The 25,576-nt window shown below is 66.0% G+C and carries 25 protein-coding genes; 10 read left to right on the top strand and 15 right to left on the bottom strand.

The window, feature by feature from the left end; all coding sequences use genetic code 11:
* Positions 1–67 precede the first annotated feature (67 nt).
* Genes AC3A35_RS12750 through AC3A35_RS12740 form a run of 3 tightly spaced genes read left to right on the top strand, consistent with a single transcriptional unit; the run spans position 68 to position 2,410 of the window.
* A complete protein-coding gene (locus tag AC3A35_RS12750; RefSeq protein WP_487436480.1) occupies positions 68–898 on the top strand; it encodes a formate dehydrogenase accessory sulfurtransferase FdhD in 831 nt (276 codons plus the stop codon).
* Positions 895–1,497, top strand: a complete 603-nt coding sequence (gene mobA, locus AC3A35_RS12745; RefSeq protein WP_487436479.1) for a molybdenum cofactor guanylyltransferase MobA — start codon at positions 895–897, stop codon at positions 1,495–1,497. Before AC3A35_RS12750 ends, mobA begins: the two co-directional genes overlap by 4 nt.
* Entirely contained in the window at positions 1,490–2,410 is a 921-nt protein-coding gene (locus tag AC3A35_RS12740) for a substrate-binding domain-containing protein (protein WP_487436478.1), read from the top strand. The genes mobA and AC3A35_RS12740 overlap by 8 nt, the downstream gene beginning before the upstream one ends.
* Here AC3A35_RS12740 and mobB read toward each other — a convergent pair.
* The 5 genes from mobB to AC3A35_RS12715 all read right to left on the bottom strand — a co-directional run bounded on the left by mobB (position 2,376) and on the right by AC3A35_RS12715 (position 7,796).
* A complete protein-coding gene (gene mobB, locus AC3A35_RS12735; protein WP_487436477.1) occupies positions 2,376–2,894 on the bottom strand; it encodes a molybdopterin-guanine dinucleotide biosynthesis protein B in 519 nt (172 codons plus the stop codon). The genes AC3A35_RS12740 and mobB overlap by 35 nt on opposite strands.
* Positions 2,895–2,908: 14 nt before the next feature.
* Entirely contained in the window at positions 2,909–4,894 is a 1,986-nt protein-coding gene (locus tag AC3A35_RS12730) for a sensor histidine kinase (RefSeq protein WP_487436563.1), read from the bottom strand.
* Between the two features lie 77 nt (positions 4,895–4,971).
* Positions 4,972–6,384 (bottom strand): sigma-54-dependent transcriptional regulator, encoded by a 1,413-nt coding sequence (locus tag AC3A35_RS12725; RefSeq protein ID WP_487436476.1) that lies wholly within the window; start codon positions 6,382–6,384, stop codon positions 4,972–4,974.
* A 74-nt stretch (positions 6,385–6,458) separates the two neighbouring features.
* The gene (locus AC3A35_RS12720) at positions 6,459–6,878 is read right to left on the bottom strand and encodes a CopD family protein (RefSeq protein ID WP_487436475.1); all 420 of its coding nucleotides are present in this window, start codon (positions 6,876–6,878) and stop codon (positions 6,459–6,461) included.
* Between the two features lie 9 nt (positions 6,879–6,887).
* Positions 6,888–7,796, bottom strand: a complete 909-nt coding sequence (locus AC3A35_RS12715; protein ID WP_487436474.1) for an SDR family oxidoreductase — start codon at positions 7,794–7,796, stop codon at positions 6,888–6,890.
* 21 nt (positions 7,797–7,817) lie between these two features.
* On the opposite strand from AC3A35_RS12715, the gene AC3A35_RS12710 reads away from it, so the two are divergent.
* The 4 genes from AC3A35_RS12710 (at position 7,818) to AC3A35_RS12695 (ending at position 14,308) form a co-directional block, all read left to right on the top strand.
* Positions 7,818–8,840 carry a CDP-6-deoxy-delta-3,4-glucoseen reductase gene (locus AC3A35_RS12710; RefSeq protein ID WP_487436473.1) on the top strand — a complete coding sequence of 341 codons (1,023 nt, stop codon included), beginning with the start codon at positions 7,818–7,820 and terminating at the stop codon, positions 8,838–8,840.
* A gap of 9 nt (positions 8,841–8,849) precedes the next feature.
* Entirely contained in the window at positions 8,850–9,986 is a 1,137-nt protein-coding gene (locus AC3A35_RS12705) for an EAL and HDOD domain-containing protein (RefSeq protein ID WP_487436472.1), read from the top strand.
* Between the two features lie 82 nt (positions 9,987–10,068).
* Positions 10,069–12,081 carry an ATP-binding protein gene (locus AC3A35_RS12700; protein WP_487436471.1) on the top strand — a complete coding sequence of 671 codons (2,013 nt, stop codon included), beginning with the start codon at positions 10,069–10,071 and terminating at the stop codon, positions 12,079–12,081.
* Between the two features lie 52 nt (positions 12,082–12,133).
* A complete protein-coding gene (locus AC3A35_RS12695) occupies positions 12,134–14,308 on the top strand; it encodes an EAL domain-containing response regulator (RefSeq protein WP_487436470.1) in 2,175 nt (724 codons plus the stop codon).
* A 75-nt stretch (positions 14,309–14,383) separates the two neighbouring features.
* Here the strand turns inward: AC3A35_RS12695 and AC3A35_RS12690 are convergent, their stop codons facing one another.
* The 8 genes from AC3A35_RS12690 to AC3A35_RS12655 all read right to left on the bottom strand — a co-directional run bounded on the left by AC3A35_RS12690 (position 14,384) and on the right by AC3A35_RS12655 (position 20,202).
* The gene (locus tag AC3A35_RS12690) at positions 14,384–14,692 is read right to left on the bottom strand and encodes a c-type cytochrome (protein ID WP_487436469.1); all 309 of its coding nucleotides are present in this window, start codon (positions 14,690–14,692) and stop codon (positions 14,384–14,386) included.
* Between the two features lie 217 nt (positions 14,693–14,909).
* The gene (ureG, locus tag AC3A35_RS12685) at positions 14,910–15,539 is read right to left on the bottom strand and encodes an urease accessory protein UreG (RefSeq protein WP_487436468.1); all 630 of its coding nucleotides are present in this window, start codon (positions 15,537–15,539) and stop codon (positions 14,910–14,912) included.
* 19 nt (positions 15,540–15,558) lie between these two features.
* Positions 15,559–16,269: an urease accessory protein UreF gene (locus tag AC3A35_RS12680; RefSeq protein ID WP_487436467.1), complete on the bottom strand. Its 711-nt coding sequence runs from the start codon at positions 16,267–16,269 to the stop codon at positions 15,559–15,561.
* Entirely contained in the window at positions 16,266–16,802 is a 537-nt protein-coding gene (gene ureE / locus AC3A35_RS12675) for an urease accessory protein UreE (RefSeq protein ID WP_487436466.1), read from the bottom strand. Before ureE ends, AC3A35_RS12680 begins: the two co-directional genes overlap by 4 nt.
* Positions 16,803–16,813: 11 nt before the next feature.
* Positions 16,814–18,589, bottom strand: a complete 1,776-nt coding sequence (locus tag AC3A35_RS12670) for an urease subunit alpha (protein ID WP_487436465.1) — start codon at positions 18,587–18,589, stop codon at positions 16,814–16,816.
* The gene (locus tag AC3A35_RS12665) at positions 18,589–18,894 is read right to left on the bottom strand and encodes an urease subunit beta (protein WP_487436464.1); all 306 of its coding nucleotides are present in this window, start codon (positions 18,892–18,894) and stop codon (positions 18,589–18,591) included. Before AC3A35_RS12665 ends, AC3A35_RS12670 begins: the two co-directional genes overlap by 1 nt.
* Before the next feature lie 64 nt (positions 18,895–18,958).
* Complete coding sequence (gene ureA / locus AC3A35_RS12660; RefSeq protein ID WP_487436463.1) at positions 18,959–19,261, bottom strand: urease subunit gamma; 303 nt, start codon at positions 19,259–19,261, stop codon at positions 18,959–18,961.
* 71 nt (positions 19,262–19,332) lie between these two features.
* A complete protein-coding gene (locus AC3A35_RS12655) occupies positions 19,333–20,202 on the bottom strand; it encodes an urease accessory protein UreD (protein WP_487436462.1) in 870 nt (289 codons plus the stop codon).
* Between the two features lie 276 nt (positions 20,203–20,478).
* Between AC3A35_RS12655 and AC3A35_RS12650 the strand changes: the two genes are divergently transcribed.
* Both AC3A35_RS12650 and AC3A35_RS12645 read left to right on the top strand, forming a co-directional pair.
* Positions 20,479–22,101, top strand: coding sequence for a peptide chain release factor 3 (locus AC3A35_RS12650; protein WP_487436461.1), 1,623 nt, complete (start codon positions 20,479–20,481; stop codon positions 22,099–22,101).
* A 93-nt stretch (positions 22,102–22,194) separates the two neighbouring features.
* A complete protein-coding gene (locus AC3A35_RS12645) occupies positions 22,195–22,710 on the top strand; it encodes a retropepsin-like aspartic protease family protein (RefSeq protein ID WP_487436460.1) in 516 nt (171 codons plus the stop codon).
* A gap of 566 nt (positions 22,711–23,276) precedes the next feature.
* Here AC3A35_RS12645 and AC3A35_RS12640 read toward each other — a convergent pair.
* Positions 23,277–24,221: a recombination-associated protein RdgC gene (locus AC3A35_RS12640; protein ID WP_487436459.1), complete on the bottom strand. Its 945-nt coding sequence runs from the start codon at positions 24,219–24,221 to the stop codon at positions 23,277–23,279.
* Positions 24,222–24,288: 67 nt separating this feature from the next.
* Positions 24,289–24,759: an SRPBCC family protein gene (locus tag AC3A35_RS12635; protein WP_487436458.1), complete on the bottom strand. Its 471-nt coding sequence runs from the start codon at positions 24,757–24,759 to the stop codon at positions 24,289–24,291.
* 76 nt (positions 24,760–24,835) lie between these two features.
* Between AC3A35_RS12635 and AC3A35_RS12630 the strand changes: the two genes are divergently transcribed.
* A complete protein-coding gene (locus AC3A35_RS12630; protein ID WP_487436457.1) occupies positions 24,836–25,570 on the top strand; it encodes a 16S rRNA pseudouridine(516) synthase in 735 nt (244 codons plus the stop codon).
* The last annotated feature ends 6 nt before the right edge of the window (positions 25,571–25,576 follow it).

The following is a 25,576-nucleotide window of genomic DNA, read 5'->3' as shown; positions in this document are numbered from 1 at the left end:
GCTTCATTGACTGTCGGCCCCGGGCTTGGGGCTACAATCGTCGCTCGCCCACTCACTGCCGCCGCGCATGTCCACCCAACCCTCCCGCCGCCCCCTGCTCAGCGCCGCCAGCCGCCCGCTCACCGTCACCATCCCGGCGGTGAATGAACTCGGCGAATCCGTTCCCACCGCGATCGCCGGCGAACACCCCCTGACCTTGTACGTGGACAAGCGCGAGATCGTCACCCTGATGACCCTGGGCGCCGCGCCCGAGGCGCTCGCCATCGGCTGGCTGCGCAATCAGCGTCTGGTGAAGAGCCTCGACGAAATCGCCTCGGTGCAGGTCGACTGGGAGGTGGACGCGGTATCGGTCACCACGCGCAATGGCCTGCAGGACCCCGACGAGCGCCTGGGCACCCGCACCGTGACCACCGGCTGCGGCCAGGGCACGGTGTTCGGCGGGCTGATGGACGAGATCGACGACATCCGCCTGCCGGCCGAACGCGGCCTGGCCCAGGCCACGCTGTATGCGCTGATGGACGCGGTGCGTCACCACGAATCGATCTACAAACAGGCCGGCGCAGTCCATGGCTGCGCGCTGGCCCAGGCCACGGCGGGCGGTTGCGAGGTGCTGATGTTCGTCGAGGACGTCGGCCGCCACAACGCCGTGGATGCGATCGCCGGCCACATGTGGCTGGACGGCCTCGACGGTGGCGACAAGATCTTCTACACCACCGGCCGGCTGACCTCGGAGATGGTGATCAAGACCGCGCAGATGGGCATCCCCTTCCTGGTGTCGCGCTCCGGGTTGACCAAGATGGGCTGGGACATCGCGCGCCGCCTCGGGCTGACCATGATCGGCCGCGCCCAGGGCAAGCACTATCTGCTGTTTACCGGCGAGGAGCACTTTACCCGATGACTACCGAAAAAATCACCGGCGTGCTGCTCGCCGGCGGCCAGGGCAGCCGCATGGGCGGCGTGGACAAGGGCCTGGTGGCGCTCGCCGGTCAGCCGATGGCGGCGCATGTGCTGGCCCGGCTCGCACCCCAGGTGGACGAGTTGATCATCAACGCCAATCAGAATGCCGACGCATACGCGGCCCTCGGCCATCCGGTGTTCGGCGACGACATCCCCGGCTTCGCCGGCCCGCTGGCCGGTCTCCATGCGGCACTGATGCGTGCCAGCCATCCGCTGGTGGTCACCGCGCCGTGCGACTCGCCCTTCCTGCCGACCGATCTCGTCGCCCGCCTCGCCGCCGCACTGCATGCGCAGCAGGCCGACCTCGCGGTTGCCAAGACCTTCGATCAGGCTCATCCGGTGTTCTGCCTGTGCCGGCGCACGCTGGCCGGACACCTGGAGGATTTCCTCGCCGGCGGCGGACGCAAGATCGATCGCTGGTACGGCAGCCTGAAGGTGATCGAAGTGCCGTTCGACGACGAGGAAGCCGCGTTTCGCAACATCAACACCCGCGACGAACTGGCGGCCGCACACGGCGAGCTGCCTGCCGGCCGTGGCTGAACGCGACCCAGCGGCGACCGCGGCCGCGGCCGACAGCCCGAACCTCACCGCGCGCCAGGCGGCCGCCTACCTGCACCTGAACGAAAAGAAGCTCTACGAGCTCGCCAATGCGCACGAACTGCCGGCCGCACGGGTCGGGGGAAAATGGCTGTTTCCGCGCGCCCTGCTCGACCAATGGCTGCACGAGCAGGCCCATGGCGGGGTACTGACCGACCGCCTGCTCATCACCGGCAGCGACGACCCCTTGCTCTCGGCCACGGTCGCCGCCCTGGTGCCCCGGCTCGGCGCCGAAGCCTGGGTGGCCTACAGCCCGACCGGCTGCGTGCCCGGCCTCGAACTGCTCGCGCGCCGGCGGGCGAACGTTTGTGCCCTGCACTGGGGCGGGGTGGACACCAGCGCGGCCCAGCACGGCATGCTGTTGCGCCGCTTCAGCCAGCACACGCAGTGGACGCTCGTGCGCCTCGCGCATCGCGAGCAGGGCGTGATGCTGCGCCGCGGCCTGGAGATCGATGCGATCGAGACCCTTGCTGCCTTCGATTATCGTTGGGCAATGCGCCAGCCAGGCGCCGGTTCGCGTCACTTCCTGGAGTCGGCCCTCGCCAGCCGCGGCTTTCGTCCGGACGACTGCAGCGTGGTGGCGGAGGCGCACAGCGAACGCGGGGCCGCGGGCCTGCTCGCGCGCGATGAAGCCGACTGCGCCCCCGGCACCCGGGCCGCCGCAGCGGAGTTCGGGCTCGGTTTCCTCCCCCTCGGATGGGAGGCGCTCGACCTTGCCCTGCCGCGCGAGATCCTGTTTCGCAAGCTGTTCCAGCAACTGCTGCAGTGCTACGGCAACCCCGACATGCAGCAGCTCGCGAACCGCCTCGGGGGTTATGAACTCAGTCCGCTGGGACAGGTATTGGGGAGTGATTGAAGGCGTAACCGGCGACGAAATCCGCTACCGCCTGCGGATCGTTGATATCGAGCTGCGGCAGCGCGGTGTCGAGCCTGGCGTCGGTGGCCACCGCGACGATATGGGGGTCGTGCGGGAACAGCAGCGCTTCGCTCACCGCCGTCCGATGAACCTCGATCTTGGGGATCCCGGCGCGCTTGAAACCTTCGACCAGCACCAGGTCGCACGGCGACAGCTTGCCCAGCAGGGCGTCGAGCGGCAATTCCTCGTCGCCGCGAAGTTCGTGCATCAATGACCAGCGTTTGCCGGAGCTGATCAGCACCTCGCGGCTACCGGCATGGCGGTGACGCCAGGAATCCTTGCCCTCGTGGTCGATATCGAACCGGTGATGGGCATGCTTGATCACCGACACCGCCAGACCGCGCTGCGACAGAATACCGACGACCTGTTCCACCAGGGTCGTCTTGCCACTGCCGGACCAGCCGGCAAATCCGATCACGTTCATCGTTCTCTTTCCTGTCAGCCGCCGCGATTGCGGGCGGGCTCCAAAACCTCGTTGCGATACTCGGGTTCGGCAAGCAGCCAGACCGTGAATGCCGCGCCCTCTCCGGGCGCACTCTCCACCGAGATCCGTCCGCCGTAGCGCTCGACCAGCGAATAGCTGATCGACAGTCCGAGCCCGGTTCCCTGCGTTTTCTTGGTGGTGAAAAAGGCGTCGAATATACGCGCGAGATCGTCCGCACGGATACCCCGGCCGCTGTCGCGCACGGTGATGCACACCCCGCGTGCCAGATCGCGCTCGTCCCAGTCTGCGGTATCCAGGGTCAGGGTTCCACCCTCGGGCATGGCCTGTACAGCGTTGACGATCAGATTGATCAGCACCTGCTGCAGTTCCTGGGTGTTGATCTCCACCCGGCGCGCGGTGCGAAGATGCTGCATCACCCGCACCCCGTGCCGCGACAGGTGCTGGCGGGTCAACACCAGGCAATCGGCCAGCACCCCATTGACGTCGACCGAATCCACATAGCCGGCAAACTCTCCCGGACGGGCAAACTGCAGCAACTTGGTGACGATCAGGCGGATGCGATTGACCTGCTCGTCGATCAGTCGGATCTCGCTCATCACCGGCGCCGCATGCGGACCGAGTTCGCTGCGCAGCAGGTCGAGATTGCCCTGGATGACGGCGGTCGGGTTGCTGATCTCGTGCGCCACGCCGGCGGTCAGCTCGCCGATGGCGGCCAGCTTCTCGCTCATCACCAGCTGACGCTGAGCGGCACGGAGCTCGGCGTTGGCGGTTTCGAGATCACGGGTGCGCTCTTCCACCTTGCGATCGAGCGAAGCCGCGAGTTGCTCGAGCTGTTCGCGCTTGAGCGCGAGCACGTCGAGCAGGCGATCGAACTCGCGCGCCAGCAAACCCAACTCGTCGCGGCTAGCCACCATGCCGACGCGCGCCGCCCCCTCGCCGCCCTCGATCCGGCCGATGGCATCGTGCATGCGCTCGATCGGGCGAAAGATACTGCGCGCCCAGTGCAGCGACCACACCGCACCGATCACGCTGATGGCCAGGAACAGGCAGAAGATCACCAGCAAGGCGAGCGCCTTGGCCGAGCGAAACGGGGCCTCCAGAAACCCGACGTAGAGCATGCCGATGCGCTCGCCGCGGCTGTCGACGATCGGCTCGTAGCCGGACACATACCAGTCGTTGACCACGAACGCGGTCTCGAGCCAGGTTCGGCCCTGCCCCAGCACATGCTCACTCACTTCCCTCGAGGCCCGGGTGCCGAGTGCCCGCTCGCCCTCGAACAGGCGCACATTGGTTGCAATCCGGGCATCGTCGAGGAACAGGGTGGCCGTACCCTTGCTGCCGAGCGGCAGCGAACCGTCGCGATAGACGATCGCATTGATGGTGTCGACGAAATCGAGGTTGCCGTTGAGCAAGACCCCGCCTTCGACCACCGCCACCAGCTTGCCGTTGCCGTCGAACACCGGCGAGGCGGCGTGGATCACCATGCCGCGGTCTTCGTCGCGACGCGGATCGGGCGCGGCGCGCGCCGTGGCCACCAGCGCCAGGCGAGCGCGTTCGCGCAGCAGCGGCGAGATCTCGGCCAGCGCCCCGGCACTGAACACCTCGACCACAGCACCGTCGACCGCCCGTTCGCGGATGGCCCGCGCCACCACCGGCCAGGCCCCGCGCTCTGCACCCGCCTGCAGGACGCCGGTGGAATGCATCACCCGACCGTTCACGTCGAGCACATTGATGAAATCGAGCGCCCGTTCCCCGCGCACGGCGTCGAGTACGGGCCGCACCTGCCCTGCGGCGAGAGCGGCGGCGAGCCGCCGCGAGGCCGCGAGGCCGCCCACCCGGCTGCCGACGCCTTCGATCACGCGGTCGAAATACTCGTTGGCGGTGACCAGATCGCTGCCGACCTTGAACACCAGCAGCTTGTGATAGTAGGAGTGACTCCAGTACCAGGTCAGCGCCATGATGATCGGAAAACCGAGCATCAACGGCGCCAGCACCAGAAACAGCAGCTTGGCGCGAACCGAGCCGCGAAAGTAATCGAGCGCCTCCCGCAGCAGGCTCACACCGTGGCGCAGCGGGGGCTAGCGTCCTCGCCCCAGTCCGCAAACTTGCGCTCGAGGGTCTTGCGCGATACGCCGAGCCGGCGCGCCGCCTCGGCCTTGTTGCCGCCACAGGCGTCGACCATGCGCAGGATGTGGCGCTTCTCGACCTCCTCGAGCGTGAGCGTTTCCGCATCGCCGGCCACGTGCATCGGGGCGATGGCAGGCAGCACGCCGCTCGGAAAGGCGCCGAGGATCAACGAGCGTTCGACGTAGTTGCGCAACTCGCGCACATTGCCCGGCCACGCGTAGGCCGCCAGCGAACTCATCAGGCCGTGCGACAGGGGAAGCGGCGCCACCCCGAGCTGCACCGACAACATCTCCATGAAGTGGCGCATCAGATCGGGAATGTCCTCGCTACGCTCGCGCAGCGGCGGGATGCGGATATCGACCACGGCGAGGCGGAAATAGAGATCCTGGCGGAAGCGCCCGGCCGTCACCTCGGCGGCGAGGTCGCGGTTCGATGCCGCAATGATGCGTACGTCGACCGGGATTTCGCGCTCCGAACCCACCGGGCGCAGTCGACGCTCCTCGAGCACCCGCAACAGGCGGGTCTGCAGCGCCAGCGGAAGTTCGCTGATTTCGTCGAGAAACAGGGTGCCGCCGTGGGCGTAGTAGAACAGGCCGTTGCGACCCTCGGTCGCACCGGTGAAAGCACCCTTCACGTGGCCGAAGAGTTCGCTCTCGATCAGCTCGGACGCAATCGCCGCACAGTTGAGCGGCACGAATGGCCGCTGCGCGCGCGGGCTGGTCTGGTGCAGGGCGCGCGCCGCCACCTCCTTGCCGGTGCCGGACTCGCCCAGCAACAGCACCGTGCTCGGCATCTGCCCCACGCGCCGGATCATGCTGCGCAACTGATCGATGGCAGGCGAATGACCCACCAGCCCGACCACGTCGGCGGTGCGCTCGGCCAGCTCGCGGCGCAATACGAAGTTCTCGCGGGCGAGCCGGGCGCGCTCGAAGCAGCGCTTGATCGAGTTCAGGATCTGATCGATGCGGAACGGCTTGAGGATGAAATCGGACGCCCCACCGCGCAACGCATCGATCGCGGTTTCCATGTCGGCAAACGCGGTGATCAGGATGACGTCGCCGCAGAAACCCTGTTCGCGCAGTTCGTGCAGCCATTCGATACCGGACTTGCCCGGCAGCGCAATATCGAGAATCAGCAGATCGAAATGCAGCCGCGCCATCAGCTCGGCCGCCTGTTCCACGTCGGCGGCCGCTTCCACCATGCCGCAGCGGCGCTTGAGCGTGCGCTCGAGAAAATGGCGCATGCCCTCTTCGTCATCGACGATCAGGACGGAATGGGCCTGCCAGTTGAACTCACCGGCGGTAGCCGGCTCCACAACCAACGAGGCAGTCTCATGCGGCATGGTGTCTCCTTGTTCCAGCGGCCTGTCCGCGCGCCCGGCGCGATGATCCGCGCGGCGGGTTGATGCTCAAGCTATCAGAACGGTTTCAGGACCACCAGGAACACTGCCACGAACAGCACCACCACCGGGATCTCGTTGAATACCCGGAACCACACATGGCTCCGGGTATTGCGCCCGGCGGCGAAATCGCGCATCAGGCGGCCACAGTACAGGTGATAGCCGATCAGCCCGAGCACCAGCGTGGTCTTGAGGTGCAGCCAGCCGCCAATCGCGATCATGTCCGCGTAGCCGAACCACAACCACAGCCCGAGACCGACGGCGAGGATGCCGAGCGGGGTCATGAAGCGGTATAGCTTGTGTTCCATCAGCGCCAGTCGCTCGCGGGTCGCGGCATCTTCGACCATTGCATGATTCACGAACAGGCGGGGCAGATAGAACAGCCCTGCGAACCAGCTGGTGACAAAGACGATGTGCAGCGCTTTCAGGGTCAGCATGTGTTTCTTCTACTCCGTCGATCGGGTCGTTGGCGGAAGGATACCGTGGGCCTGCCGCGCCGCGTCCAGGCCCTCGGTCACCGTCGGATAGCGCAGACCGGCGCGCAGTTCCCGCCGGATGCGCTGATTGCCGATACGACGCGATTCCGACATGAAGGAAAGGGTCATCGGCGGCAGCAGACCGATGATCTCGGCCCGGCTCACGCGCGGCGGCCGGGGCAGGCCGAAGGCGTCAGCCACCGCATCGAAATAGGCCCCCATCTGCAATCGGCTGTCGTCCACCGCGTTGTACACCCGCCCGCTGCGGCCGCGGAACAGCGCAAGGACGGCCAGACGGGCGAGATCGTCGGCATGGACATGATTGGTATGGACATCCTCGTCGGCGTGCAGGACCGGCGCGGCGCGGTGGATACGCTCCAGCGGAAGGCGATCCGTGGCATAGATGCCCGGCGCCCGCAGCACGCAGACGGCCACCCCGGTGCGGCGGCCGAAGGCACGCAGTTGGCGCTCGGCATCGACTCGCCGCCGGGCGCGAGGGGTCTGCGGCCGGCAGGGCCGGGTCTCATCGATCCACGCCCCGTCGCAATCGCCGTAAACCCCTGTCGTGCTTATGTATATGAGGTGCTGTGGTAGACTTCCGCGGCTTGCAAGTGCAGCGAGCAGATGACGGGTACGGGGATCGGTCTTGCCCTGTGCCGGCGGGGGTGCAAAGTGCAGAACGGCGTCGGCGACGCCGGCCAGACGTGACAGACTGCGGCGGTCGTCCAGATCACCGAACAAGGGCACGGCGCCGAGCCGGCGTACGTCGAGGGCGGCTTCTGCATGGCGAACCAGCGCGCACACGCGAAACCGCCGCACCAGCCACGGAATCGCACGCTGCGCCACATCGCCACACCCGACGACCAGAACTGTTTTCATTTGCGCATTATCTCACGCCCCATGTCGTATCAGATTTCGCTCCAGCCCGGCGGTCACACCTTCTCCGCCGAACCCGACCAGACGGTGCTCGAAGCTGCGCTCGAGGCCGGCCTGCTGCTGCCCTACAGCTGCCGAGATGGTGCCTGTGGCGCATGCAAGGGCCGCGTGCTCAGCGGCGAGGTCGAGCTCGGCCCCTACTCGGAAGGCGCCTTGTCCGACGCCGACCGCGACACCGGATACACCCTGTTCTGCCGCACGCGGGCAAGGTCGGATCTGGTGCTCGAGGCCCGCAACGTATCGCGGGCGAGCGACATCCCGGTGAAGAAGCTGCCGTGCCGGGTCCAGAAACTCGAACGGTTCGCCGACGACGTGATGGTGATCGAACTCAAGCTGCCGGCCAGCGAAGCGTTCCAGTTCCGGGCCGGCCAGTATGTCGACATCCTGCTGGCGGACGGTCAGCGCCGCAGCTTCTCGATCGCCAATGCGCCGCACGACAACGCCCATCTCGAGCTCCACGTGCGCCTGATCGCCGACGGCCGCTTCACCGGCCATGTGTTCACTGCCATGAAGGAGCGCGACATCCTGCGCTTCGAGGGGCCGCTGGGCAGTTTCTGGTTGCGCGAGGACAGCGCCCAGCCGATCGTGATGATGGCAGGCGGCACCGGTTTCGCCCCGATCAAGGGCATGGTCGAGCACGCGCTCCACGTCGGCCTCAAGCGCCCGATCACGCTCTACTGGGGTGCCCGCAGCCCGGCCGGGCTGTACATGGATGCGCTGGCCCGCAGCTGGGAAGGCACGCTTCCGGGTTTTCGTTATGTCCCGGTGATCTCCGACGGCACCCCGGATGACGGCTGGGGCGGCCGCCGCGGGCTGGTGCACGAAGCGGTCATGAGCGATTTCGACGATCTCTCCGGTCACGAGGTCTATGCTTGCGGCGCACCTGCCATGATCGATGCGGCGCGCGACGGTTTCGTCGGCGCACGCGGTCTCGCCGAGCACGCCTTCTTCGCCGACGCCTTCACCTTCGCCACGCCGAACAGCTGAGCCAGGACCATGAGCCAGACCACCTTCCTTACCCGCGAACCCGTGGTCAACAAGAACCGGGCGATCACTGCCAACCGCCTGATCGCCCAGGGGCCGAACATTGCCGCGGTGGTCGACACCCTCAACAGCCTGGCCGACATCTGGCCGAGCCACCACCCGGTCTTCGTCAGCCTCGGCCGCCTGGTCCCGACCCCGGACCTGATGAACTGGACCGCCCCGCCCAATGCGATGGTCGAAATTCCGGCCCAGGCGCTGGCCCATGCCCAGACCCGGGCCCTGCTCCCCCAGCTGCGGGCGGCCGGGATCAGCGTGTGCCTGACCTGGTTCGCCCATGGCACGGCGCTGCCACCCGACGTCGACTGGCGCTTCGTGCTGATGGATGCGCGCAAGCATCCTGCTCCCACCGGTTCGCCCGGCCTCAGCCTCGCGTGGGGCCTGGCCGATGTCGCCGCGTTCCGCCAGGCCGTCGGCGCCGGCTACGACGGCGCATCGGGCTGGTTCTTCCTGCACGGCAATCCGCCGGCCAAGGAGCTGTCGCCCGGCCATGCGCAGATCGTCCGCCTGCTCAACCTGGTGCGCAACAACGGCGAAATCAGGGATATCGAGGCCGTCCTGAAGCAGGACGTCGCGCTGTCCTACAAGCTGCTGCGCTACATCAATTCGGCCGGGTTCGGCCTGATGTGCGAGATCCAGTCCTTCCGCCACGCAGTCAGCATTCTCGGCTACTCCAACCTGCACAAATGGCTGTCGCTGCTGCTGGTGACCGCCAGCCGCGATCCGGGGGCCGCCGCAATGATGCAGACGGCGATCACCCGCGGCCGCTTCATGGAAGAAATCGGCGCCGGCTTCTTCGACAAGTCCGAGCGCGACAACCTGTTCATCACCGGCGCCTTTTCCCTCCTCCACGTGCTGCTCGGAACCTCGATGCAGGCGCTGCTCGACGAGATGCACCTGCCCGCAGCGGTCTCCGACGCGCTCCTCTACGACCAGGGCGAATTCGCCCCGTTCATCAGGCTGGCGCGCCATTGCGAGAATTTCGACGGCACGGCGCTGATCAAGGCCGCGGCCGAACTGCATCTGGCCGCAGAACAGCTCAATCGTGCACAACTGGTTGCACTGGGGTTCGCCGATAGCCTGCAAGCGTAATCGGGCCGAGCATTCGGTCACATTCAAGCCCGTGCGTGACCGCTAGAATTCGCGGCGTCGCCACCATTCCCGGCAATCGTTCATGACCCAGGCTCCCTCCGGCCCGTTTCGCCTGTATCCGTCGCCGGAGAGCAGCGCGACCGTGCTGCGCCTGCTGGCAGCGCGTTCGCCGAACTGGCCGGAGGTCGCCCTGGTGGCTGCGCGCGATCCGGCCCTGTGTCTGCTGCTGCTATCGACCGCGCCGCTGCAGGCAGGCGAGCTCGACGATGGTCTCAACGGCATGCTGGGACACCGGCTGGAGGCGCTCGGCGCCGACCTGTTGCGGGCCTGGCTGCTCGGCGCGCACGCACCCGACGCTGCCGGCAACAGCGCAAACGCCCTGGTGGTGGCCGAATGCGCGCTGCACCTCGCACTGGAAACACACTACGCGCGCCCGGACGAAGCCTATCTCGGCGGACTGTGGTATGCGCTGTTCGATACCCCGTCCATCCACCCCGATGGAACCCCGTCGACCCCGTCCCTGCTGCAACTGGACAACCACCGCCAACACCTCGCTCGCCTGGTTCGGCAGTGCGGGCTTCCCGGCACACTCGCCGATGCCCTCGAACTCGGCGACCTCCTCGACGAACAGGTTCGCGGCGCGCACCCGCTGATCGGCCTGCTGACCGCAGCGCGCAAGCTTGCGGCCGACGGTTGGGAGCAGCGGGTCGAGCACGTCGCGTCCCTGACCGGCCTGAGCACCACCAGCCTGATCAGTCTGCGCACCGATGTCGGCTACATCGTCGCCGGTCACGCGGCCTACCCGGCGGCGCCCGCCAGTGGCGGTTCGACCGCGCTGATCGCGACCCGAAGCGCTCATCAGCTCCCTGCGCTCCTCGAGGACGACTCCCTGCGTAGCGCCGCGCTGCACGGTCTGATCGTCGCCGCGTTTGCCGACCTCGACGCCGAAAGCGCGAGCAAACGGCTGGCGATCGCCTGCCCCCTGCTTGCCCATTGCGAACTGCCTCTGGTGCTCGTCCCCGACGAAGAGGGCGTGCTGCATCCGCTGTGGAGAGCCGGCCCCTCATCGCCAGCGGCATGGACCGAGGAACTCGCGCTGCGCGAAGACGACGAGACCAGTTGTATCGCCCTGGCCCTGCGCACCGGGCAGCCGACCGCCTGTTTTCCTGTTGGCAGCAAACCCGGCCGCAGCGTGCGCGACTGGCATCTGGTGCGCTGGCTCGGCCAGCGCGGGTTCTGCTGTCTGCCCTTGCACATTCCACCCTACGGCGGGGTCGTCGTCGTCGGACTCGACCACGAGCAGGACCTCGATCCCGCCACACGGTGGCTGATCGCCGAACTGCTCGGTGCCGCCGGACGCACCATCTTTGCCGCCAAAAGCCAGCGTGCCAGCGTGGCTGCGCGCGAAACGGAAATGCACGCCCGCTTCCGCGATCACGTCCGCCGCATCGCTCACGAGGCAAGCAACCCGCTGACCGTGATCAAGACCCGCCTCAGCCTGCTCGGCCAGAACCATCCGGAAGATGGCACCCTGCAGGAAGACATGGGTCTGCTCAACGCCGAACTGGACCGCATCGGCAACCTGCTGCGTCAGGCCGGCAATCTTCCGACCGAAGAGACCGAATCCGCCCACTGCAACGTGGTCGACCTGTTGTACGAGATGCGGGCACTCTACGGTGACACCCTGTTCACCAACCGCGACATCCAGCTCGAACTGCGTGCCGCCAGCGGCATACCGCGCGTCGCCATGCCGTCGTCGGCACTCAAACAGGTGCTGCTCAATCTGCTGCGCAATGCGTCCGAAGCACTGCAGCCCGGCGGGCGCCTATCGGTATCACTTGCGGGTCAACTCATTGTCGACGGCCATTCGTGCGCCGAGATCCGCCTGATCGACAACGGCCCGGGACTGCCGCCGGATCGCCTCGCCAATTTATTCGATGTCCGCGCCAGCCAGAAGGGCGGACAACATCAGGGAATAGGCCTCTCGGTAGTACGCGACATCCTGTCGCAATGGAGGTCGTCCATCCTGTGTCGCAGCCAGCCGGGGAACGGTACCAGCTTCCAGATCTTCATTCCGCTGGAACATTCGGCCTGACTGTTGCATTATCCTGAAAGTGTTACAGCAGATTTCTGCCCACCGGGAGAGCATGGTCATACCGGGAGAACAGCCTTTCTTCGCCAGACCCGCCGGAACAGAGGCCATTGGCGACGTGTGCCGCATCCTCGTTGTGGACGACGATGCGTCGCTGCGGCGTACACTGCCACTCGTGTTGGCACGCGAAGGGCGCAGCTTTGCCGAATGCGGCAGCATTGCCGAGGCCGTTTCCTTGCTCGAGCGGGAACGTTACGACCTCGTCCTGCTCGACTATCGACTGCCCGATGCCACCGGCCTCGAACTGCTCGACTGGCTGGGCAACCATCACCGTGAGGAAGCGGTGATCGTCATCAGTGGCGAGGACGCGATCGACGCCGCGATCGGCGCCCTGCGCCGCGGCGCGGACGACTACGTACGCAAGCCCTACCACGTGGCCCAGTTGCAGCGTGCGGTCGACAGCACCCTGCACAAGACCACGCTGGAACGCGCCAACCGGACGATGAGCCAGCGCCTGCGTGCGTCCGAGCGCCTGCACCGCTTCCTGGTCGAGAGCTCTCCGGATCTGATCTTCACCCTCGATCTCGAAGGCCGTTTCAATTACATCAACCCCCGGGTACGGCTGCTGCTCGGTTACGAGCGCGCGTCGCTGATGCGGCGACCGTTCTCCACCCTGGTGATGCCGGAAGACATCGACCGCATCAACAGCGTGATGTTCTCGCGGGGCAATACCCCGGGCGAGACCTTCAACATCGAACTGCGCTTGCGGCGCAATCGGGAAACGCTCGCCGAGGGTGGCTCCGAGAGCATTACGGTTTCGCTCACCGGCATCCCGATGCCGGACCGGGACGGTCGCGGCACGACCGGGCTGTACGGCGTGGCCCGCGACATCTCCGAGCGCAAACGCGCCGAAGAGATCATCACCTTCCAGGCCTATCACGACCAGCTCACCCGCCTGCCCAACCGGGTGCTGTTCAAGGACCGGCTCGAACTGGCCATTGCCCAGGCACAGCGACGCACCGGTGCGCTGGCCGTCATGTTCATCGACGTCGACCGTTTCAAGCTGGTGAACGACACCTTCGGCCATGCCGAGGGCGACGCCCTGCTGCGGGGCATCGCCGCCCGGCTGTCGACCACGCTGCGCCGTGGCGACACCCTGGCACGCCTGGGCGGTGACGAATTCACCGTGCTGCTGCCCGACATCAACCATCCGGAAGATGTCGAAATGATCGCGCGCAAGATCGTCGAGGCCCTGACGCCGCCGTTCCGGCTCGACCATGGCGATTTCCGCGCAACGGTCAGCATCGGGATCTCACTTTTCCCGCGCGACGGCGACACCGCCGAGGACCTGACCCGGCATGCCGACATCGCGATGTACCAGGTCAAGCGCTCGGGAAAGAACGCCTTCCGTTTCTTCGATCCGGTGCTCAACACCCACTACCGCGAACGGATCACGCTCGAGAACGACCTCCGGACCGCCCTCGGCCGTGAGGAGTTCGAGCTCTATTACCAACCCCAGGTCAGTCTCCAGGAACGACGTGTGGTCGGCATGGAAGCCCTGTTGCGCTGGAATCATCCGACTCACGGCCAGATCGGCCCGGCCACCTTCATTCCGGTGGCCGAGGAAATGGGCCTGATCGGCGACATCAGCAGCTGGGTCCTCGAGCAGGCTTGCAGCCAGCTTGCGCAATGGCGCCTGGCCGGCTTCGACGACCTGCGCATGTCCCTCAACCTTTCGCCTCACGATTTCGACCGCAAGGATGTGGTGGCGATGGTGACCGACTGCGTGCGCCGGCATTCCCTGCCGCCGTCCCGGGTCGAACTCGAGATCACCGAGAGCATGATGATGCAGGACACGGCCGGCGTGGCCGCGAAGGTCGGCGCAATGCGCGAGGCCGGTCTGAGTGTGGCGATCGACGATTTCGGCACGGGCTATTCAGCGCTCGCCTACCTGCAGAAATTCCCGGTCAGCACCCTGAAAATCGACCGCAGCTTCGTGCGCGATCTCGATGGTCCGTCGACCAATCCGATCATTTCCGCCATTACCGGCATCGCCCGCGGTTTCGGTCTGCACCTGATTGCCGAAGGCGTGGAGCGCGCCGAACAGGTCGAAACCCTGCGCGCCCTCGGCTGCGACGTGATGCAGGGTTATCTGTTTGCCCACCCCGCGCCGGCCGGCCGGGCGACGGCCTGGCTCAATCAGGCGCCGGGCACCCCGATGCTGTCCTGAAGGACGTAAAAAAGCCGGCACTGTGCCGGCTTCGGTAGCGTAGAAGGGCCGGCATCGACCCCGGCCCGTTCGACATTACTTCTGTGTCAGGACCCACTCCACCAGCTTCTTGGCCTCATCGGCGCTGACCTGCGGGTTGGGCGGCATCGGAATCTGGCCCCAGGTGCCCACACCACCCTTCTGCACCTTCGTTGCCAGCATCGCGACCGCGTCTTTCTGGCCGGCGTACTTGGCAGCCACATCCTTGTAGGCGGGGCCGACCAGCTTCTTGTCCACCGCATGACAGGCCATGCAGTTCTTGGCCTTGGCCAGCTCGGCCGAAGCAAAGGCGGGGGCGGTAGAAAGAAGGCCGGCAGCAACCGCGACAGCAACAAACGCTTTCATGTTCTCTTCCTCTTGGTGATGGTGTGAAACTTCAGCGGATACTAAACCAAGGGAAGGTGCTTTGCCTACTCGAACGACCGCCGCGCAACACCTTGTTGCGCAGTGTGTTGCATCCCGGACGACGGGTGGAATGAGCTGACCAAAGTCGTGCCCCGGGCGGTGTCTGCGGTCACCGCGCCGACCATAGCGAAAAGCTGGAAACCATGGGTGGACGATCTCAGTCGGGCACGGAACGGAGCAGTCCCTGACGCTCGACGAAGGCGATGATGTCCGCCAGCCCCTGCCCGGTCTTGAGATTGGAAAAGATGAACGGTCGCTCGCCACGCATCTTGCGCGAGTCGCGGTCCATGACCTCGAGCGAGGCGCCGACCAGCGGGGCAAGGTCGATCTTGTTGATCACCAGCAGATCGCTCTTGGTGATGCCCGGACCGCCCTTGCGCGGAATCTTGTCGCCGGCGGAAACATCGATCACGTAGATCGTCAGATCGGAGAGTTCGGGCGAGAAGGTGGCCGCGAGGTTGTCGCCGCCGGACTCGACGAAGATGATCTCCAGCGCGGGAAAGCGCCGGTTCAGACGATCAACCGCCTCGAGGTTGATCGAGGCGTCCTCGCGGATCGCAGTGTGCGGACAGCCGCCCGTCTCCACGCCGATGATGCGGTCGGGCGCCAGAGCCTCGTTGCGCACCAGGAACTGGGCATCCTCGGCGGTATAGATGTCGTTGGTCACCACCGCGATGTCGTAGCGGTCGCGCAGGGCCAGACACAGGGCCAGGGTCAACGCGGTCTTGCCGGAACCGACCGGGCCGCCGATACCGACGCGCAAGGGCTGGGATGCTGGAATGGACATGGTTGGGCGTTCCGCGAGATCAGCTTCTGAAAAGACGTGAATACTGCGTTTCGTGATGGCTGCTGGCAAGCGCCAGACCAGGGGTGTAGTTGCTCCAGTCGGCCTCGGCCAGCTTCATCGCGCGCGGCACCAGGTCCGGGATGCGCGCACCGAGCGCGGCGAGCAGGCGCTGGCCGGCACTCTGACCCAGCGGTACCGCCTTCACCGCAGCCATCACCTGGTTCTCGAGCCAGGCCCACAGGTAGGCGGCGAGCGCATCCTGCACCGGCACCTTCCACGCGGCGGCAGCGGCCGTCCAGGCGACCGGAAAGCTCGGAGTGTCGATACGCTGCAGGCGTTCGCGCCAGCCCGGCAGCGCAGCCCAGGCGTCCAGATCGACCAGCAGGCGGACCAGCGAGTAACCCATCTGCACGGTCTCGGCGCGCAGCTCGGAAGTCTCGCGGCTGGCAACGAAGTCATCGTTGAGCCGCATCACCGCGGCGTCATCACCCAGCATCCACGCCTCCATCAGGCAGGCGACGAGCGGTGCCTCGAAACGCGCCAGACCCCATTCGAGCACGTCGCCGATCCAGCACGAGACGTCGGCCTCGGTGCTCACCCGGCCACATTCGACCGCCCATTCCAGACCCTGCGAGTAGGTATAGGCGCCCACCGGCAAGGCCGGGCTGGCGAGCTGGAGCAGGCGCACGAGCGGCAGCAGGCTGGCGCCCGCGGCCGGCGCTGCCGTCACTGTCCGCCCATCATGTGAATGCGCGCGCCGCCGCTGTCACCCGGATGCTGGTGACCGTGGGCATAGGCGCCGGCCTCGGGCTCGAACGGCGCAGTGATCGCCACCACCTCGGCACCGAGACCGACCAGCATGCCTTCGAGCACGTGATCGGTCTGGATGCGCAGCCAGCCTTCGCCGAGCTGCACCGCCACATGGCGGTTGCCGAGGTGATAGGCCGCGCGCGCGAGCTCGAAGGCATCGGCGCAGCGGATCTCGAGCAGGTCCTCGGCCGCCGCGACCACCTCGACCATCCGGCCATCGCGCGCCTGCAGCTTCTGCCCGCCGCGCAGGATGGTGCCACGCGGCAGGAACAGGCCGACCTCCTCGCCATTACCGAGTTTGGCCCGCAGACGGCTCTTGGTGCGGTAGCCGAAGTCGAGTTCGAGGGTTTCGGTTGCAGCCCGGGGGCCGTCATACAGGGATTCGATCAACAGCATGGTGGTCGGAAGTGGCGGGGATGCGGCAGGGATGGACGAAAGTTCTGCGACAGGCATGATGTCCTTCTTCAGAACAGGAAGTACCGCTGTGCCATCGGCAGTTCGGTCGCCGGCTCGCACACCAGCAGTTCGCCGTCGGCACGGACGACGTAGGTTTCGGGATCGACCTCGATCGTGGGCATGGCGCCGTTGTGCACCATGTCGGATTTCTTCACGTTGCGGCAAGCCTTCACCGCGACCAGCGGCTTCATCAGGCCGAGTGCGGCCACTGCCGGGTTGGTCAGCGCCGCCTGCGAGACGAAGGTCACCGAGGTCTTCAGCGCCTTGCCGAAGCTGCCGAACATCGGCCGGTAATGCACCGGCTGCGGGGTCGGGATCGAGGCGTTGGGGTCGCCCATCGCGGCCGCCGCGATCATGCCGCCCTTGAGGATCAGGCTCGGCTTGACCCCGAAGAAGGCCGGCCGCCACAGCACCAGGTCGGCGAGCTTGCCTTCCTCGACCGAGCCGACCACGTGCGAGATTCCATGAGTGATCGCCGGGTTGATGGTGTATTTGGCGATATAGCGCTTCACCCGGAAGTTGTCGTTTGACCGACTCGCCTGCACTGCAGGCGACACGTCGCCCCCCTCTCCCGCTCCGGGAGAGGGGTCGGGGGTGAGGCCTGGTTCAGGAGGCGCAAGCCAGCCGCGCTGCACCTTCATCTTGTGGGCGGTCTGCCAGGTGCGGATGATCACCTCGCCGACCCGGCCCATCGCCTGCGAATCCGACGACATCATCGAGAACGCGCCGGTGTCGTGCAGGATGTCTTCAGCGGCAATGGTCTCGCGCCGGATGCGCGATTCGGCAAAGGCCACGTCCTCGGCAATCGCCGGGTCGAGGTGGTGGCACACCATCAGCATGTCGAGATGCTCGTCGATGGTATTGACCGTGAACGGCCGCGTTGGGTTGGTCGACGACGGCAGCACGTTGGGCGCACCCACGGCCTTGATGATGTCCGGCGCGTGGCCGCCACCGGCACCCTCGGTGTGGAAGGTGTGGATGGTGCGACCCTTGAACGCGGCCAGCGTCGTCTCGACGAAACCGGACTCGTTGAGGGTGTCGGTGTGGATCGCCACCTGCACGTCGTACTCGTCCGCCACCGACAGGCAGTTGTCGATGGCCGCCGGGGTGGTGCCCCAGTCCTCATGCAGCTTGAGCCCGATCGCCCCGGCCTCGACCTGCTCGCGTGCCGGCGCCGGCAGCGAGACATTGCCCTTGCCGAAGAAGCCGAGATTCATCGGAAAGGCGTCCGCGGCCTCGAGCATGCGGTGGATGTGCCACGGGCCCGGCGTACACGTGGTCGCATAGGTGCCGGTCGCCGGGCCGGTACCGCCGCCGAGCATGGTGGTGATGCCCGACATCTGCGCGTCCTCGATCTGCTGCGGACAGATCCAGTGGATGTGGCTGTCGATGCCGCCCGCGGTGAGCACCATGCCCTCGCCGGCAATGACCTCGGTGCCGGCACCGACCGGGATGGTGACCCCGGGCTGGATGTCCGGATTGCCGCCCTTGCCAATCTTCCAGATCTGCCCGTCCTTGATCCCGACGTCGGCCTTGACGATGCCGCTCACCGCATCGACGATCAGCGCGTTGGTGATGATCGTGTCCGCGACTTCGGCCGCGACCTGCTGGCCCTGGCCCATCCCGTCGCGGATGACCTTGCCGCCGCCGAACTTCACTTCCTCGCCATAGATCGTGTAGTCGTGTTCGACCTCGATGACGAGTTCGGTATCGGCCAGACGCAGCTTGTCACCGGTGGTGGGACCGAACATTTCCGCATAGGCGCGGCGGGTGACCTTTGCCATCAGAGTGCTCCCATCACATCGCCATTGAAGCCGAACACCCGGCGTGCACCGGCAAGCGCCACCAGTTCCACGGTTCGCGCCTGCCCGGGCTCGAAGCGCACCGCGGTGCCGGCCGCGATGTTGAGGCGAAAGCCGCGTGCCGCCACACGGTCGAAGGCGAGCGCGGCGTTGGTCTCGGCAAAATGGTAATGCGAACCGACCTGGATCGGGCGATCGCCGGTATTGGTCACCGGCAGCGTCAGCGTGGCGCGGGCGACGTTGAGTTCGATCTCGCCGTCGCCCGGCATCAATTCACCTGGAATCATGTTGTTCTCCCATTTGGGCGGCTTCGAGTTCTGCTTCGCCCATGCGCGTCGGTCTCGGTGGCGTTCAGACGATCGGGTTATGTACCGTGACCAGCTTGGTGCCGTCCGGAAAGGTAGCCTCGACCTGGATCTCCGGGATCATCTCGGCGATGCCGTCCATGACCTCGTCGCGGCTCAACAGGGTCGCGCCGTAGCTCATCAGTTCGGCCACGGTACGGCCGTCGCGCGCACCTTCGAGGATGGCGCAGGAAATGAACGCGACCGCCTCCGGATAGTTCAGCTTCAGGCCGCGCGCGCGGCGCCGCTCGGCGAGCAGGCCGGCAGTGAAGATCAGCAGCTTGTCCTTCTCGCGTGGACTCAATTCCATTGTTCTCTCCGTGGCGCACGCTGCGCCGTTGTTCCCGATCCCGACCACTCCGGGTCGCCATCGTCGATGCATCAAGTGTTCCAGATTCGCGGGATCTGCATCTCGCATCCGGCCACGACGGGCCGCACCGCACGCCACAGCCGTGAAAACCAATCACGCCCCGGCTCGCAGGACGGGCCCAGGTAGCGGGCCACGAGCAGACCGGGCAACAGGGTCACGCCCCCGCTCCCGAGCACCGGCGACAACGTCCGCCAGGCATCGAGCAGTTGCCGGTCCACCCGCGGCGACGCGACCAGCAGGCTGCCACTGACCGGTTCGCCCTGCAGCCCGACCGGCGAGTCGAGCAGCACACTGCCACCGCCGACCCGGCCACGCTCCAGCCACACCGGCCGCCCATCGCGGCTGATCCGGGTGTGCATCGCCAGTTCCCCGCGGGTGAAGCGCTCACCCGACCCCGTACGACCGAAACATAGCATCTCGCTGCCGATGAAGCAGGCGTCGCCCGACAAATCCACCGTGGTGACCAGATCCCCCCGCGCACCGTCGTACACGATGCTCTCCTGAGGCAGCCATTCGCACACCCCACCCGTCGCCACCACAATGCGCTGCGTCAGCCCGCCGCGCATGCCGCCACTGCGGTACCACTTGCCTGCGCCCGGCGTGGTGAGCAGCACATGGGCCCCCTCGCCAACGCCGACCTCGACACTGAGCTGGTCGCCCCCTGCGATCCCCGCCGGTGGATGCACCAGAATGGTGTGGCATACCGCATCCCCCTCGGGGTAGAGCGGGCGCTGCACCACCAGCGGGCCCACATGACTTCGTCGTGCCAGCACGGTGCGCGCCCCGCGGCGGGCATAGTCGAGATGCAAGGCTGCACGCCAGCCGCGCGTGGGTTCAGCCTCGACCAGGGATCGGGATTCGGGCGCAGTCACGGCATTCATGAAAGTGGATTAGCAAGCGGCGTTCCAGATATCAAGACTCGATTCCATTTAACTGTTTTAAATAGCATTTCATCCGCGAACCGGAGAAAACGGAGGACAAATCTCCGGTTGGCGGAGGGCCTCCTGTGTAGTCACGCACAAATTTGGTGCGGTACTCGCCCCTGAGCGCCCGAGCGGATCTTCCCGAACAACGGTCCGGAGTCGTTCCTTGGTAGAATCGCACCAGACCCCGCCTTGCCCCACCGGGCCGGCGGTTTTGTTTTTTGCGGATCCCTCATGGCCGATACTCCTTACCCTCCCGAACTGCTGCGCGACGTCGACAAGCGCCGTACCTTCGCGATCATCTCCCACCCCGACGCGGGCAAGACCACGCTCACCGAGAAACTGTTGCTGTACGGCGGCGCGATCCAGCTCGCGGGCACGGTAAAGGCCCGCAAGTCCGCGCGCCATGCTACCTCGGACTGGATGGAAGTGGAGAAGCAGCGTGGCATTTCCGTGACCAGCTCGGTGATGCAGTTCGAGTACCAGGGGCACACCATCAACCTGCTCGACACCCCGGGCCACGAGGACTTCTCCGAAGACACCTACCGCGTGCTGACCGCGGTCGATGCGGCGGTGATGGTGATCGATGCGGCCAAGGGCGTGGAGGCGCAGACGATCAAGCTGCTCGACGTGTGCCGCCTGCGCAACACGCCGATCATCACCTTCGTCAACAAGATGGACCGCGAGGTGCGCGAGCCCTTCGAGCTGCTGTCCGAGATCGAGGACGTGCTGAAGATCAGCTGCGCACCGGTGACCTGGCCGATCGGCATGGGCAAGGCCTTCCGCGGCGTCTATCACCTGTTGCAGGACCAGGTGCTGACCTTCACCGCCGGCGAGGAGCGCCGGAGCGACGCCGAGGTGATCAAGGGCCTGCGCAACGCGGAGCTCGACCAGCGCTATCCGATGGAGATCGGCAAAGTGCGCGACGACGTCGATCTGCTCAACGATGCGTCGCCCCCGTTCGAGCTCGCCGAATTCCTCGCCGGCCAGCAGAGCCCGGTGTTCTTCGGCTCCGGGATCAACAACTTCGGGGTGCAGGAAATCCTGCAGGCCCTCACCGACTGGGCGCCGCCGCCGCAGGCGCGCCTTGCCGGCGTCAATGGCACCGGCACGCGCATGGTGCAGCCGGCCGAACCCGCCTTCACCGGCTTCGTGTTCAAGATCCAGGCCAACATGGACCCGAAGCACCGCGACCGCATCGCCTTCTTCCGCATCTGCTCCGGGCGCTACAGCTCGGGCATGAAGGTCAAGCACGTGCGCGCCGGACGCGACATGAAGCTGGCCAATGCGCTCACCTTCATGGCCAACGAACGGGTGCTCAAGGAAGACGGCGTGGCCGGCGACATCATCGGCATCCACAACCACGGCCAGTTGCAGATCGGCGACACCCTGACCGAGGGCGAGAGCCTCGGCTTCAAGGGTATTCCGTACTTCTCGCCGGAAATGTTCCGTGCCGCACGATTGCGCGACCCGCTCAAATCCAAGCAGTTGCAGAAGGGTTTGCAGGAGTTGGGCGAAGAAGGCGCGATCCAGGTGTTCGAGCAGGAAGGTGGGCAGATGCTGCTCGGCGCGGTCGGCCAGCTCCAGTTCGAAGTCGTCGCCCAACGCCTGAAGGACGAATACAAGGTCGACGCGATCTTCGAACCGGCCGACATCCACACCGCGCGCTGGCTGACCTTCCCCGACGAGTTGACCCGGCGCAACTTCGAGCGCGAGCAGGGTCTGCGTCTGGGCAAGGACGTCGATGGCAACCTGGTCTATCTCGCCACTAGCCGCTACAACCTGGCGGTGACGACGGAAAAGTGGCCCAAGGTCGGCTTCCATGCCACCCGCGAGCACGGCCAGGTGCTCGAGTAAGCCCTCGGGCATGGTGACGGCGCCGCTGCCTCCTCGAGACTTTTGCCGGGCCGCATGCGCGGCGCGCGCCCTGCCTCCCGCGTGCCCGCCGCGATGAGGGCACCCGAGCACGACACCCGCCGCATCGGCCGCGTGATGACGTGGCTGGCGGCGCTGGCGCTGCTCGGTCTGCTGTGGCTGTTCTTCGACGCTCAACTGGCCGATCGGCTCAATCCGAATCGCGGCCTCGTGGTCGCCCCCGGCAGCGGTGAGCTGGTGCTCAAGCGCAACCGCATGGGGCACTACGTTGCGCCCGGTACGATCAACGGCCAGCCGGTCACCTTCCTGCTCGATACCGGGGCCACCCAGATCTCGGTTCCGGCCCACCTGGGCCGAACCCTCGGGCTCCAGCCCGGCGCCGCCGCACAGGTGCTCACCGCGAATGGTGCGGTCACCGTGCGCATGACCGTGATCGACGAACTCGCCCTCGGCCCCTTCCTCGCCCGCCAGGTCCGCGGCCACCTGAATCCCGGCATGCGCGATGACCAGATCCTGCTCGGCATGAGCGTGCTCAAGCAGCTCGAGTTCATCCAGCGCGGCGACACCCTGATCCTGCGCGCGCCGGGCTGATCGCAGATCGTGGAAGCACGCTCGGGGCAAATGCCGCCATCGCGGTCCAGGCCCTTCGGGCACGGCCGCCGTAGTACCGTTATCCAGGTCAAACACCCATTCCCGGCACTAGCTCCATAGGGCGGGCTTCAGCCCGCCGCAAGGGGCGATTCGGGCGCGAATGCCAGACCCCGGGCATCTGCGGTCGGCCGACGCCGACCCTACGAAACCCATCCGTCATCGGCCGACCCGCACGTCCCGCGGGCTAGACCATGGATACTGTTATCCGGGTCAAGTGGCATGTATAAGCTGTGGTTCAAGGACGGTCCAAAATGTGGATAACTTGGTCGCGCGCCCTTTCGGCAAATTTGATCAACAATCCATCTGCCGTTAACGAGTGCCCTGTGCACAGGGTTCTTGATGAAACAACTCATTGTTTAAAAAAGAAAAATAGACTTATCCACAGATTTCAGGCGACTATGATCTTTATAGTCTTTTAAATCTTTAAATACTGTGTACACCCAAAAGGAAAACGCTGCCGCCCGCGCAGCAGCGTTTCACCGGCCGGGTTGCCCCGGCATCCAGACTCAGAAAGGCGGGTCGCCGGCGAGTACCGCCGCCGACGCAGTGGCCTCGGATTTCAGTTCGCCGCCGAGCGCTTCGACCACCGCCGGTAGCAACTGACCCAGTTCACCGGTCATCAGGGCAAACTCGGCGTTGAAGAGCATCTCTGCATCCTCGGCCTGGCCGTCGATCTGGTCGCGCACCACATCGAGGAAGTCGATGCGCTTGATCTCGAGCTTCTCGGTCAGCACGAAACTCACCCGGTCATCGAAGGTCAGGGCCAGACGGGTCGGCAGCTTGCCGCCCTCGAGGTGGGCCTTGATCTCGTCGCCTTCCAGCGGATGGCGCACGTAACGCACCGCCGCCTTGTCTTCGGTGACCGAACGCAGCTCGCAGTCCTGGTCGATGGTGAATCCGGCCGGTGCCTCGCTGCCGGCGAGCCAGTCAGCCATCGCCGATACCGGCGAGCGTTCGGTGCGTAGCAGGGTCAGCGGGAAGCTGTCGAGGGTGTGGCGCAATTGCTCCAGCACATCCTCCGCACGCGCCTGACTGGGCGCATCCACCGCCAGCCAGCCGCCGACCGGGTCGATCCATGCGTGCAAGCGCTTGCGCCGGGTGAAGGCGCGCGGCATCAGCTCCTGGGTGATCTGCTCACGCAACTCCTTCATCTGCTTGCGACCGAGCTTGTAGCCCTGTTGCTCGGCCATTTCGGCCGCACGTTCTTCCGCTTCGTCCTTGACCACCGCAGACGGCAACAGGCGGTGCTCGAAGCCGAGCGCGACCAGCCATTGACCGCCGACCGCATGCACCAGCACTTCATTGCCCAGCGGCGACAGCCAGCCGCGGCTTTCCATGTCCTGGCTGCCGCAGGGATGGAAGGGCTTCTTCGCGAGCTGTTCCTCGAGTTTTTCGACGGTCATGTCCCACCCGACGGGCAGGCGATAGAGCTGCAGATTCTTGAACCACATGGTTGATTTCCTGAAGTGAACGAAATGGCGCCCGCCGCGCTCGCAGCGGGCGCCGGAGGGAAAGGTCCTACTGCAGACGCCCCGATTCGGCGATCATGCGGATGACCTTGAGGGTGTCGAGATCGGACTGGTGGTAGGCCGATCGCACGATACCGGCATACTGCGCATCCTCGCCGGTGGATGCGTCCGGCAGGCTGGTGGTGTAGCGGAAGCGAAGGAAGAACAGGCCCGGCTCGGGTTCCTCGATGCTGATCGTCAGACAGCCACCGGCGTGTTCGGCAGTCGCTTCCGATTCGAAGCAGATCCACTCGAGCTCGCAGAAACGCACCCGGTCACGGATCACGACCGGGCCGAAATTCAGTTCTCGCACCAGCCCGTCCGCGTTGCGTTCGATGATCGTGCAGGTTTCGAGTCCGGGCAGAAAGGGGCGCGCATCTTCGGCCCTGCACAGCAGGCCGAACCAGATTTCCTCGCGACTGAGCACGATGGCGTCGAGATTGGTGAGGTCATTGACCTCGACCAGGTGTTCGAATTTCAAGGACATGCTCCATTACCGGTCAGGCCCGCAGTTTACCCCGACCCGGGCCGCGATCGCAGCGCCGACAAGGGGTACCATGCCGACCATGCATATCGAACGACTCCTCCACTCCCAGGGTTTCGGCAGCCGCAAGGAAAGCCGTGCCCTCATCCGCGCCGGTCACGTCAGCGTTGGCGGCGTTCCCTGTGATGATCCCTTTGCCGATTTCGACGCGGGCAGCGCAGACGGCTCGCCCGGGCTCGAGTTCAGCGTCGGCAGCCAGACCTGGCATTACCGGGCGCAAGCCTACGTCGTGCTGCACAAACCGTCCGGCTACGAGTGCTCGCAGAAGCCGACCTTTCATCCTTCGGTGTTCACGCTGCTGCCACCGCAACTCCTCGCTCGCGGTGTGCAATGCATCGGCCGTCTCGATCAGGACACGACCGGGTTGCTGCTGCTGTCGGACGACGGCAAGTTCATCCACCAGTGGAGTTCGGGCAAGAAGAACACGCCCAAGGTCTATGAAGTCACCCTGAAGCATCCGGTGGGCGACGAACTGATTGCGGCCCTGCTGGCCGGCGTGCAGATGCATGACGAGCCGGCGCCGGTTGCCGCGACCGCATGTGTGCAGACCGGCAGCCACACGCTGCAACTGACGATCTGCGAAGGCAAGTATCACCAGGTCAAGCGCATGATCGGTGCCGCCGGCAATCGGGTGGAGGTCCTGCACCGCAGCCGCGTCGGCGGTCTCGAACTCGATCCGGGGCTGGCGCCGGGTCAATGGCGCTGGCTCGACGCCGACGATCTTGCGCGGCTTGCCGATTTCGCCTGATTCGCC

Source organism: Azoarcus sp. Soil_N_20 (assembly GCF_057656155.1).
This window is presented reverse-complemented; position numbering and strand designations above follow the sequence as displayed.

Bases quoted from the DNA above. Each gene is read 5' to 3' on its own strand.
- AC3A35_RS12665 (WP_487436464.1), bottom strand. From the start codon at position 18,894: ATGATTCCAGGTGAATTGATGCCGGGCGACGGCGAGATCGAACTCAAC.
- AC3A35_RS12750 (WP_487436480.1), top strand. From the start codon at position 68: ATGTCCACCCAACCCTCCCGCCGCCCCCTGCTCAGCGCCGCCAGCCGC.
- ureA (WP_487436463.1), bottom strand. From the start codon at position 19,261: ATGGAATTGAGTCCACGCGAGAAGGACAAGCTGCTGATCTTCACTGCC.
- AC3A35_RS12725 (WP_487436476.1), bottom strand. From the start codon at position 6,384: ATGCCGCATGAGACTGCCTCGTTGGTTGTGGAGCCGGCTACCGCCGGT.
- AC3A35_RS12730 (WP_487436563.1), bottom strand. From the start codon at position 4,894: ATGCTCGGTTTTCCGATCATCATGGCGCTGACCTGGTACTGGAGTCAC.
- AC3A35_RS12645 (WP_487436460.1), top strand. From the start codon at position 22,195: ATGAGGGCACCCGAGCACGACACCCGCCGCATCGGCCGCGTGATGACG.
- AC3A35_RS12690 (WP_487436469.1), bottom strand. From the start codon at position 14,692: ATGAAAGCGTTTGTTGCTGTCGCGGTTGCTGCCGGCCTTCTTTCTACC.
- ureG (WP_487436468.1), bottom strand. From the start codon at position 15,539: ATGTCCATTCCAGCATCCCAGCCCTTGCGCGTCGGTATCGGCGGCCCG.
- AC3A35_RS12720 (WP_487436475.1), bottom strand. From the start codon at position 6,878: ATGCTGACCCTGAAAGCGCTGCACATCGTCTTTGTCACCAGCTGGTTC.
- AC3A35_RS12710 (WP_487436473.1), top strand. From the start codon at position 7,818: ATGTCGTATCAGATTTCGCTCCAGCCCGGCGGTCACACCTTCTCCGCC.
- AC3A35_RS12640 (WP_487436459.1), bottom strand. From the start codon at position 24,221: ATGTGGTTCAAGAATCTGCAGCTCTATCGCCTGCCCGTCGGGTGGGAC.
- AC3A35_RS12655 (WP_487436462.1), bottom strand. From the start codon at position 20,202: ATGAATGCCGTGACTGCGCCCGAATCCCGATCCCTGGTCGAGGCTGAA.
- AC3A35_RS12650 (WP_487436461.1), top strand. From the start codon at position 20,479: ATGGCCGATACTCCTTACCCTCCCGAACTGCTGCGCGACGTCGACAAG.
- ureE (WP_487436466.1), bottom strand. From the start codon at position 16,802: ATGCCTGTCGCAGAACTTTCGTCCATCCCTGCCGCATCCCCGCCACTT.
- AC3A35_RS12715 (WP_487436474.1), bottom strand. From the start codon at position 7,796: ATGAAAACAGTTCTGGTCGTCGGGTGTGGCGATGTGGCGCAGCGTGCG.
- AC3A35_RS12630 (WP_487436457.1), top strand. From the start codon at position 24,836: ATGCCGACCATGCATATCGAACGACTCCTCCACTCCCAGGGTTTCGGC.
- AC3A35_RS12705 (WP_487436472.1), top strand. From the start codon at position 8,850: ATGAGCCAGACCACCTTCCTTACCCGCGAACCCGTGGTCAACAAGAAC.
- AC3A35_RS12700 (WP_487436471.1), top strand. From the start codon at position 10,069: ATGACCCAGGCTCCCTCCGGCCCGTTTCGCCTGTATCCGTCGCCGGAG.
- AC3A35_RS12670 (WP_487436465.1), bottom strand. From the start codon at position 18,589: ATGGCAAAGGTCACCCGCCGCGCCTATGCGGAAATGTTCGGTCCCACC.
- AC3A35_RS12695 (WP_487436470.1), top strand. From the start codon at position 12,134: ATGGTCATACCGGGAGAACAGCCTTTCTTCGCCAGACCCGCCGGAACA.
- mobA (WP_487436479.1), top strand. From the start codon at position 895: ATGACTACCGAAAAAATCACCGGCGTGCTGCTCGCCGGCGGCCAGGGC.
- mobB (WP_487436477.1), bottom strand. From the start codon at position 2,894: ATGAACGTGATCGGATTTGCCGGCTGGTCCGGCAGTGGCAAGACGACC.